Consider the following 7,745-nt stretch of genomic DNA (forward strand, 5'->3'; position numbering starts at 1 on the left):
AGCCGTTCTATTCGTTCCGCGCAAAAGGTCCCGGCGTGTTACAGCACGCCGGGACCTTACTTTACAAATTCTCATTCTTCGAAAAGATAAACCCATGCAGCGCACGATACAGCGCCTCCGGCTCGATCGGCTTGGCCAGATGGGCGTTCATCCCCGCCGCCAGACTCTTTTCCACGTCGTCCTCAAAGGCGTTGGCGGTCATGGCCAGAATGGGCGTTTGGGCAGCGTCCGGCCGGTTCATGCCGCGAATCGCACCGGCGGCAGTCAGCCCGTCCATCAGCGGCATGCGAATATCCATCAGCACCGCGTCGTAATATCCCACCGGGGATTTTTTAAACAACTCCAGCGCTCTCAGTCCGTTCACAGCGGTATCCACCTTAAAGCCCACCCGTTCCAGCAGCTTTACGGCAATTTCAACATTCAAAGGATGGTCCTCCGCCAGCAGAATGCGGCGGCCCTCAAAATTGTGGACCTCGGCAGCGGGCAGGGGCTTGGGCTGCGTCTTGCCCGAGGAAGCCCGCACAAAGGCAGACTCCAGCGTGGAGCGAAACATCGGCTTTTCCAGCAGCACGTCCACACCGGCCGCCCGGGCCTGCTCCTCAATGCTGCCCCAATCGTAGGCAGTCATCAAGAAAATCATGGTTTCCCGCCCTGTCAGAGCGCGCAGCCGCCGCGCTGTCTCCACCCCGTCCATCTCTGGCATCTTCCAGTCCAGAAAAATGGCAGAAAAGCATTCGCGGCACTCCAGCAGTGCTTTTGTCCGGGCGATGGCCCGCGGGCCGCTGTCCACGCCCTCGGCGGCGGCGCCCATCTCCCGCAGCATCTGCACCGTGCTTTGGCACACAGCGTCGTCGTCGTCCACCACCAGGCACCGCATTCCCTTGTACGGAAGGGAAGCCTCCCTTCGGGGGGCCTCCTCCGGTCCTGCGCCCAGCCGCACGTCCACAGTGAATTCGGACCCCACCTCCGGAATGGAGCGGACGGTGATATGTCCGTTCATCATATCCACAATGTTTTTTGAAATAGCCAGACCCAGTCCCGTACCGCCGTATGCGGTGGTGGAGCCGCCGCTCTCCTGGGCAAACGCATCAAACACCCGGGGTAAAAAGCCCGGATCAATACCGATCCCGGTGTCCCGGACGACAAAGCGAAGCGTGGCGTCGCTCTTCCCCCGGTTAACCTCTTCCACCGAGAAAGTCACCTTTCCGCCCCGGGCTGTAAATTTCACCGCGTTGGTCAGGATATTCACCAGCACCTGCTGGAGCTTCATCTCGTCCCCGGTGTAGCCCTCGCCCAGCCCGGGATACAGAACGCAGTCAAACTCCACGCCCTTCTGCCCCGCTTGGGCACGAATGATATCGGCGGTGTTGCAGATCATGTCCTTGAGGGAGAAGGATTGACTTTTGAGCAGCAGCTTTCCGCTTTCGATGCGGCTCATGTCCAGAATGTCGTTAATGAGCGACAGCAAAAACCGGGAGGAGACGCCAATTTTGGCAAGGCAATCCGAAACTTCCCGCCGGTTATCTCCGGCGGAGGCAGCAATGGACGCCATGCCGATGATCGCGTTGAGCGGCGTGCGAATTTCATGGCTCATGCGGGAAAGAAAGTCGCTTTTGGCCAGATTGGCCTGCTTTGCCGCCTGAAGAGCGGTAAGCAGCGCCTCCTGCTGGCGCTGTTCGCTTTCGATGATGTCGGTGATGTCCACCCTGTTGAGGCAGACATGGCCGGTAATTTTGTCGATGTATGACAGGCTGTATTTTTTATACCGCAGACCTCTGGTCGTCTGGCTTGGCACCGTGAAAGAATAGGAGGGACTCGCCTCCAGTCGGGCACGGATGTTGTCGAAATCCAGCTGCCTGAAATACTCCGCCCGGGACGCCTCCGGAATCGCCGCGGCGGAGGCCCTGCGGAACTCCACATAAAATTCGCCCGTGTCGGGCAGATTCATCACGCCCGCCTCGCCCCGGGCCGCGACATGATATCGGTTATTCTCAATGTCCACGTCCATCAGAAAATCATAATCCATGATGGACGCCTGCTCCAGAAGCCTGCGGGAAAGCCACTCCTCCGTAATGTCGAAGCTGTAAATAAACAGCGTCAGGTGGCTGGTTTCCGGGGTGAGATAGGTGCGGCCCACCGTGCGGCACCAAATCATTTTTCCGTCTGAGCGGCGGCGGCGGTATTCCACACTGTGATCCATCTCTCCTGCGGCATAGGCCTCCATCAGGCGGTGGCGGGAAAACCGCTCCAGAAAGCGGGCCGCATCCTCTCCGGAGGCGGCGCTGTCGGCTATGTAGCGCATGGCCTCGTCCACGGTGGACGCGATAAAATAGGCCGCCGTGGCGGCGCCGCCCAGCCCGGAATAGGACTCGAACGCGTCCTCCGTCAAATCCGCCAGGGCCTTTGCAATCAGATTCGGAGCCGCCAGCTCCGTGGCATGGTCTGATTCCCGCTGAAACCGCCTGCGGACCCGTGCCCGCTCCTCCACCTGCTCGGTCACGTCGGTCAGCATACAAAAGAGCACAGGCTCTCCGCCGTCGGTTGCAACCGTGATATGTCCCCGCAGGGCAATCCAGATGGACTCGCCGTTTCGCCGGTTCATGCGGCACTCGGTATACACGCTTCCGGCCCCCGCCGCAAGCTGGGCATGAAAGGCCGGGAGGACCTTTTCAGCATCCTCCGGCTCCAGCAGGGCAGTCAGCCGGTTCCCCGCCAGCGCCAGCTCCTCCGGTCCGTAGCCGGTGATCCCGTACAGCACGTCGCTGGTGTCCAGCACCTCCAGCCCCTCGGCATAGCGGCAGCGCAGCACCGCGCCGGGAATGGTGTTAAGCAGCTGGCGCCGGTCCTCCTGCGCGATGCGCAAGGCCGTGATATCCACGCACACGGACATAATTGCGGGCTTTCCGTTTTCCGCCGTGACGCCGCGGCCAATGTCGTGCACCCAGATGTACTCACCGGTTTTCTTCCTCATCCGGTACTCCACCGTGTATTCGCCGCTTTTGGCGATCTGCCCGGCGATCCGGTGTGCCACCTCGGCCCGGTCCTCCGGATGAATGCCGTTTGAAATCAGCCCTGCAATATCGGCCACAAACTCCGTCTCGCTGCCATAGCCCAGATAGTCCAGCATCCGCTGATTCACAAAATAAAACGGAAAGCCCGGCTCCTGATAGCCGCCGATCATACCTCCGGCAATGGCCTCGTTCAAAAGGTCACTGCGCTGGCTGTTCAGGCTTTCCACCACCAGCGTGTGGGGATAGTGCTCCCCGCCGCGCTGATTGCCCGTGGCCTCGGAAATATGGATATGGCAGACGCGCCAAAGTCCCTTCTCCGTGCGAAGGAGGAAGGAAAAGCGCAGCCGCCAGCTATACTCCTTATTTTGCAGGAGAACCTCCAGCTTCACGCAGGCGCAGCCCTCTGCGACCTGCTGCTCCCACGGGTGGAGAAATACGATGTGAAACTGGCCCGGCTCCTCCCGGCAGTCCTGCGTGAGATAGTCTTTCATGGCGGCGGCGCCCAAAACGTCTTCTCCGCCGCCGGGGCCTACAAAGCCGATTTCGTCGGACAGATACCGCGACGCGGTTTCCGCGTTCCGGCGGCAAAACCAAACCCGCAAAAATTCCTGCGCCTGTCCCATGGCTTCGGCACACTCTTTCATTGGCAGCACCTCTTTTTAACAGCCGTTTTTGTCTCTCGGCCCGCGTCTCAGGCGAAGCACACGCCCTTTTGATTGCGCTTTGCTCTGTAAAGCGCCTGATCCGCCCGGGCAAAGGCCGACGCAAAGGATTCACCCTCTCCCATCAGGGCCATGCCCGCAGAGCAGGAGGGGCAAAAGCCGTCCGGCAAATGGGGACTGCTGTCCCGAAAGGCCTGACAAATCTCCTGCCCTTTTTTCATAGCAGCCTCCGCCGAGCGCATCCGGGGCATCACCGCCACAAACTCGTCCCCGCCAATGCGAGAGAGGATATCCCCACCCCGGGTATGAGAGCGGAGCACGGTGCTGAACCGACGGAGCATCTCATCGCCTCCCGCGTGGCCCTTTGAGTCGTTGCAGTCCTTCAGGTTGTCCATGTCAAACACAAAGACCGACACACTGGTCTGGGACTGGTCCATCCGCGCCATGGCGTCGTCCAGCCCCCGCCGGTTTAAAAGGCCAGTCAGATAGTCCTGATAGGCGGCCATCTCCAGAAGATGGGTCTTTTCTAAAATGTCGGCGTTTTTCAGAGAATTTTCCTCCTGAGAATCATCCACATCCCCGAGAAACTGTTCAAATTCCTTCCGGGGAAGCGGGGGCGCGTAATAATAGCCCTGGGCATAGTTGCAGCCCATGCTCCGCAGCTTTTCCACCTGCTCGGCGGATTCCACGCCCTCGGCGGTGACCTGAAGGTCCAGCCAGCGGGCAAGGCTCACCACAAAGCTGAGGATTCCGCGTCGCTTGCTCCGCTCCTGATCTGCCTTTAAAAACTTCATATCCAGCTTCAGAATATCAATAGGCAGCTCATTGAGCATGTTTAAAGAGGAATAGCCGCTTCCAAAGTCGTCCATTTCAATGGTAAACCCGGCATTGCGAAGCTTTGTCACCTCGTCGCAAAGCTGACGGTGGTCCTCCGTATAAGCCGTCTCCGTAATCTCCAGATGGAGGAGAGATGGCTTGATGCCGTACCGCTGTCGAATCCCCAGCAGCACGGACTCCAGATTGGCGTTATAAATGTCGGCCCTTGAGACGTTGACAGAGACGGGCACCAGCGGCATTCCCCGCAGCTCCCACTCCCGCAGGGCGGAGGCGACCTCCTCCCATATGTACTGGTCCAGACGGGTAATAAACCCGTTGCGCTCAAACAATGGCATGAAGCTTTCGGGCAGCAAAAACCCCAGGGTGGGGTGGTTCCAGCGTACAAGCGCCTCCGCGCCGCAGACCCGGTTGCTGCGCAGACTGAATTTGGGCTGATAAAAAATTTCAAATTGACGGGCGGCCAAAGCAGCCTCCATCCCGTCCTCCAGCGTTTTTTCCCACAGCCGCGTCTGGCGCAGCTCGTCGTTGTAAAAGGCCACCAGACGGCCGTATTCCCCCCGGATGGAGTTGCAGGCCAGAAGCGCCCGGTCGCACATCTGCTCCACGGGAATGTGCAGGTCCGTGATGGAATAGACCCCCCACTTCATGGAAAAGCTCTTCACGCCGGATTCTCCCCGGATGCGCTCCGTGGCCCGGTTCAGCGCGGCCTCCAAATCCATGGAGCCCCGCCGGATCATGCACGCGAAAATGTCCGCCTGCAGCCGGCCGCAAAAGTGCTCGCCCGGAAGCCCGTCCCGCAGCTCCCGGGCAATCAGGCGCAGAATCTGATCTCCCACCGCAAGACCGAACACCTCGTTGATAAATTTGAAATTCTTCACGTTGGAGCACAGCAGGTCATAGGGCTCGTCCGGATTCTGCCGCAGCGTCTGGCGCACCCGCTGATAGAAAAACGCCTGACTGTGCAGCCCGGTCAGCCGGTCATGCTCCATTTGATTCACCAGCGCCGCCGTCTCCCGCAGGGAGATGATGTTGGCAGCCCGATGCAGCACCACACCGGGCTTGTACGGCTTTGTGATAAAGTCCATGGCCCCGCAGGTCAGCGCCTCTACCTCGTCCTCCTCACCGTCGCTTTGGGTGACGACAATCACGGGGATGGCAGAGAGCAGCTTGTCTGTCTGCACGCTTTTCAAGAACGCGTAGCCGTCCATCACGGGCATCCTGATGTCCAGAAAGATCAGAGAAATTCCCAGCGACTCCCGGCCCAGAATCTCCAGCGCCATCTGCCCGTCGGCGGCCTCCAGCGTCTCGTATTCCCGGGAGAGAATTTTACAGAGCATCAGGCGGTTGGTAATGCTGTCGTCCACCACCAGGATCTTGCGCCGCGTATTCATCCCGCTTTTTCCCCCGTTCTCTCCCAGCGTGCGTGTCCGCCCCCCGTCAAGCCCGCCGCAAACAGTGACGCTAGAGGCGGCGAGGCTTTGGCGCACAGTGGATGAAATAATAATAGGTTATTTTATTATATAATTATAATATGGAAATTACAACGCTTCATCTCATTTTCAGCCTGTTTTTTTCATAAATTTAAAATAAAAATTGCAAAAACCGCCGCATTTTCCGCCTTTTGCGAAAATGCGGCGGCTTTTTCGCCCGTCTCCGGGATTACACGGGGTGTTCCCGCAGATATTCCAGCCATTTCTTGCACCCGGCGGTATTGAGATGTACTCCGTCGGTAGTCAGCTCCGTGGGGAGGGTTCCATTCTCGTCCGTTACGGCGGAGGCCACGTCCAAAAATACGCAGCGCTCCTCTGCCGCCAGCTCTTTAAGAAGCCCGTTAAACAGGACAATGCGCTCGTTTTTTACATAGCTTCGCTTGGCATCCTGCTTTGCGCTGACAGGCGGCAGAGACTGAATTGCAATCGCCGCTTCCGGGTGGTCCTCCCGAATGCGGGCGATCACCTTTGCATACTGCTCCGTAAACTCCTCCGTGCGATACCAGCCCAGCTCGTTGATGCCCAACATGATGTAAATTTTCCCGAAGCTCTCCCGAGAGAGCGCGTCTAAAATCGTCTCGGTCCCGGAGGACCCCTCTTGCGTCTCCTTGTCCATCACCGTCTGGACCGTGGCGCCCACGGCGCAAAAGTATGTACCCTCGGCAAGACCGCTGTATAGCTGAAAGCCCTCGGTCCGGGAGTCCCCCACGAAGGCCGCGTCCGCAAAATAGCTGTCCTCCACGGAAACGCTTTCCTCGTCTGCTCCTGGTTCGGGCAGAGAGTCCGTCTCTTCTCCCTCTTCGGCAGATGGTTCCCATCCCTCTTCAAAATCCGCTTCAAAGCCTGTCCCGGATTCTGTTTCTCCGCTGGGAACTGCAGGACCGAGGGGGCCGTCCAAAAAATCTGCCCACGCCTTAGGCTGCGCCTGCGCCTCCGTTTGAGGAACAACTGGAGAGGCCGCCGCAGCCACGGAGGCCAGCGAAGCGTCCAGCGTGGGCGTTAAGGGCGTGGTCACCGTAAGACCCACCGTCAGAAACAGCACCAGCAAAACACCCTTCCGCACTCTTTTCTTTTCCCGCTTTTTTCGTCTTCCCGCCACGCCGCTCTCTCCTTTAACCGGTTTATGTATTCTATTGTATACAAAAAGGACGCGCCAAAGAAGAAAAAAGTGAAGACAATCCGGTTAAAAATAATGACAAATTTCGTCGAAAGAGTTACAGCGCCGACCCGTGGGAAACGCTCCTCTTTTCCATGGGCTTTGTTTTGTCGGACGAGGAAGCAGCCCTTTTTAAACATGAAACAGTATTTTTTTATTTTTACAGCGTCAATTTTTTAAAAGCTGTTGACAAACTTGTCGTTTTCGTGTATTATTCATTCGTTCGCTTCGGACGATTAGCTCAGCTGGCTAGAGCACCTGCTTGACGTGCAGGGGGTCACAGGTTCGAGTCCTGTATCGTCCACCACAAAGCCCCAGAACCGCAATGGTTCTGGGGCTTTTTTGTATTCATTTTCAAACTGTTTGCCCTTTCATTTCCCCATACAAATGACCTTAAATGCTTTGACATTGCGGAGTATGGCAATTGCATGGGCGCAAACACTTGCGATTCAGGCGGCCCCAAGGGGCCGCCTGAATGCTTGTTTAAATTGTTTATCGAAATTGCGGCACAGAAACGATCATTTTAGTTTTTTAGTTCAATTCTGCAAAATCACCCAGTATTTTGTGATAATTTCAAACTAAATAGTTC

The 7,745-nt window shown here is 57.6% G+C and carries 3 protein-coding genes and 1 tRNA gene; 1 reads left to right on the top strand and 3 read right to left on the bottom strand.

Features of this window, described 5'->3' with window-relative positions; genetic code table 11:
- Positions 1 to 61: 61 nt before the first annotated feature.
- The 3 genes from ABVS15_RS08285 to ABVS15_RS08295 form a co-directional block, all read right to left on the bottom strand.
- A complete protein-coding gene (locus tag ABVS15_RS08285) occupies positions 62 to 3,655 on the bottom strand; it encodes a response regulator (protein ID WP_369283260.1) in 3,594 nt (1,197 codons plus the stop codon).
- Between the two features lie 47 nt (positions 3,656 to 3,702).
- Entirely contained in the window at positions 3,703 to 5,901 is a 2,199-nt protein-coding gene (locus tag ABVS15_RS08290; RefSeq protein ID WP_369283261.1) for an EAL domain-containing protein, read from the bottom strand.
- A gap of 268 nt (positions 5,902 to 6,169) precedes the next feature.
- On the bottom strand, positions 6,170 to 7,099 hold the full coding sequence (locus tag ABVS15_RS08295) for a GDSL-type esterase/lipase family protein (protein WP_369283262.1): 930 nt from the start codon (positions 7,097 to 7,099) through the stop codon (positions 6,170 to 6,172).
- A 287-nt stretch (positions 7,100 to 7,386) separates the two neighbouring features.
- Here ABVS15_RS08295 and ABVS15_RS08300 point away from each other — a divergent pair.
- A tRNA-Val gene (locus tag ABVS15_RS08300) sits at positions 7,387 to 7,463 on the top strand.
- The last annotated feature ends 282 nt before the right edge of the window (positions 7,464 to 7,745 follow it).

This window comes from Oscillibacter sp. GMB15532, assembly GCF_041020825.1.
In the GTDB taxonomy this organism is placed as follows: Bacteria; Bacillota; Clostridia; order Oscillospirales; family Oscillospiraceae; genus Oscillibacter.

Excerpts from the sequence above, each read along its gene's own strand:
- ABVS15_RS08285 (WP_369283260.1), bottom strand. The coding sequence starts at position 3,655 with ATGAAAGAGTGTGCCGAAGCCATGGGACAGGCGCAGGAATTTTTGCGG.
- ABVS15_RS08290 (WP_369283261.1), bottom strand. The coding sequence starts at position 5,901 with ATGAATACGCGGCGCAAGATCCTGGTGGTGGACGACAGCATTACCAAC.